General features: G+C 65.4%; 2 protein-coding genes. Both read right to left on the bottom strand.

Going from position 1 to position 2,767, the window contains the following annotated elements; genetic code table 11:
* Window positions 1-303, bottom strand: a 303-nt coding sequence (locus tag AC1DYI_RS31695; RefSeq protein WP_477208088.1) for a SulP family inorganic anion transporter, incomplete at its 3' end; no start/stop codon positions are given.
* Between the two features lie 147 nt (window positions 304-450).
* The gene (gene metG, locus AC1DYI_RS31690; RefSeq protein WP_477208087.1) at window positions 451-2,505 is read right to left on the bottom strand and encodes a methionine--tRNA ligase; all 2,055 of its coding nucleotides are present in this window, start codon (window positions 2,503-2,505) and stop codon (window positions 451-453) included.
* Window positions 2,506-2,767 lie beyond the last annotated feature (262 nt).

Genomic DNA, 2,767 nt, shown 5'->3' with positions numbered 1-2,767 from the left:
GTTCGCCACGACGTAACGCTCGACGATGCCGTAGACGATGACGATGAAGGCGCCGGCCGGGCCGCCGATCTGCACGCTGGAGCCGCCGAGCGCCGAGATCAGGAAGCCGGCAATGATCGCGGTGAACAGGCCTTGCTCGGGCTTGACGCCCGAAGCGATGGCGAACGCCATGGCCAATGGCAAGGCGACCACGCCGACGGTCAGGCCCGCGCCCAGATCGGCGACGAATTGACGGCGGTCGTAAACCGCCAACGCCTCAAGCAGGCGAGGGCGGAACCGGTGCAGCGTGACGGGCAATGACATGGGTCCTCCGGGAGACTGGGGGCGCGGCGGCGAAAGGCCGCGCTGGAGGACCGCAGTGGTGCACGCGCGCCATGAAGCGGCGGCGTGGCGACAACCCAAACACCAACGAGCGCAGAGGCTCGCGATGTTCAGGCTGCCGTGGGTGCATCAACGCACCCGCATGCCCGGCTGCGCGCCGGGGAAAGGTTCGAGCACGAAGATGCCGGGGTTGGCTTTCTCGTCGGCGTGGCTGGCAGCCAGGACCATGCCTTCGGAGAGGCCGAACTTCATCTTGCGCGGGGCCAGGTTGGCCACCATCACCGTCAGCTTGCCGATCAGGTCTTCAGGCTGGTAGGCGCTCTTGATGCCGGAGAACACATTGCGCATCCGACCTTCGCCGACGTCCAACGTCAGACGCAGCAGCCTGTCCGAGCCCTCGACGGCTTCAGCGTTGACGATCTTCGCGATGCGCAGGTCGACCGCGGCGAAGGTGTCGATCTTGATCTCTTCGGCGATCGCTTCGCCGCCAGGCAGCGCCGGCGCGGTCTCGGCCGACGGCGGCGCCTCGAACAAGGCTTCGAGCTTCTTCTCGTCGACGCGCTGCAGCAGGTGCTGGTAGGTGCCGATGGTGTGGGCGCCCAGCGGCCGGGCCGCATCGGTGAACACCATCGGCTCGACGCGCAGGAAGGCCTCGACGCTGGCGGCCAGCGCCGGCAGCACCGGCTTCAGGTAGATCGTCAGCAGGCGGAAGGCCTCGATGCAGGTGCTGCACACGTCGTGCAGCGCGGCCGCGTTGTCGGCGTTCTTCGCCAGTTCCCAGGGCTTGTGGGCGTCGACGTATTCATTGACCTTGTCGGCCTGCGCCATGATCTCGCGCAGCGCCTTGCCGTATTCGCGCTCTTCGTACAGCTGCTCGATCGCCGTGCGGTGGGCGCGCAGCGTTTCGAGCAGGCTGGAGCCTTCGACACCCAGGTCACCCGACAGCGTGCCACCGAAGCGCTTGGCCAGGAAGCCGGCGGCGCGGCTGGCGATGTTGATGTACTTGCCGACCAGGTCGGAGTTGACGCGGGCCGAGAAGTCGTCGGGGTTGAAGTCGATGTCTTCGACGCGGGCGTTCAGCTTGGCGGCGATGTAGTAACGCAGCCATTCGGGGTGCAGCCCCAGCTCCAGGTACTTCAGCGGCGAGATGCCGGTGCCGCGGCTCTTGCTCATCTTCTCGCCGCCGTTCACGGTGATGAAGCCATGCACGAAGACGTGGTCCGGCACCTTGCGGCCCGAGAAGTGCAGCATCGCCGGCCAGAACAGCGTGTGGAAGGTGGTGATGTCCTTGCCGATGAAGTGCACCTGCTGCAGCGCCGGGTCGGCCAGCAGCGTGTCCAGGCTCATCCCTTTTTTGCTGCAATAGTTGGACAACGAGGCGAGGTAGCCGATCGGCGCGTCCAGCCAGACGTAGAAATACTTGCCCGGCGCGTCGGGAATCTCGATGCCGAAGTAGGGCGCGTCACGGCTGATGTCCCAGTCGCCCAGCGCCGGCTTGCCGTGCTCGTCGAGCGCGAACCACTCGCGCACCTTGTTCAGCACCTCGGGCTGCAAGCGGCCCGGCTCGTTCATCCAGCCCTGCAGGAATTCGACACAGCGTGGGTCGGACAAGCGGAAGAAATAGTGCTCGCTGCTCTTGATGACCGGCGTCGCACCCGACAGCGCGGAGTACGGGTTCTTCAGCTCGATCGGCGTGTAGACCGCACCGCAGTTCTCGCAGTTGTCGCCGTACTGGTCTTTGGTGCCGCACTTCGGGCATTCGCCTTTGATGAAGCGGTCGGGCAGGAACATGCCCTTCTCGGGGTCGAAGAACTGCTCGATCGTCTTGACGTCGATCAGCTCGTTCTTGCGCAGCGCCAGGTACACCTCTTTGGCCAGCGCGTGGTTTTCAGGCGCGTCGGTCGAGTGCCAGTTGTCGAAGGCGATGTGGAAGCCGTCGAGGTATTTCGCGCGGCCAGCCGCGACCTCGGCCACGTAGGCCTGCGGCGTCTTGCCGGCCTTTTCGGCGGCGATCATGATCGGCGCGCCGTGGGTGTCGTCTGCGCAGACGAAATGCACCTCGGCACCGCGCATGCGCTGGAACCGCACCCAGATGTCCGCCTGGATGTACTCCATCATGTGCCCGATGTGGAAGGGCGCATTGGCGTAGGGCAGGGCGGTGGTGACGAAGAGCTTGCGGGTCATGGTGTGCTGAACCAGCGGCGCAGGTGGGGTCGGCGCGAAAGGGTAAACCGTAATTCTAGGCGCGGTGATAGATTGGACGCGCCGTTTTCGCACTGCAACAAAGCGCGGCCACCGCGTCCGTTTCAAGATGAAGATGATGCCTCTGGCTCTGAGATTCGGCACGTTGGTCGCTGCTGCTGCAGCTGCGGTGTACCTGGTGGCCTGTGCGGGCTACGGGCCCGGCCAACTGCCCACCGGCGCCACGGCCAGCCAGGTGCAGGAT

It is taken from the genome of Ideonella sp. P3_A4 (genome assembly GCF_056403075.1).
The sequence above is the reverse complement of the archived record's forward strand: the minus strand, read 5'-3'. Positions and strand labels throughout refer to the sequence as shown.

What these genes read in the sequence shown, in the direction of transcription:
- metG (WP_477208087.1), bottom strand. Translation starts at nt 2,505, where the DNA reads ATGACCCGCAAGCTCTTCGTCACCACCGCCCTGCCCTACGCCAATGCG.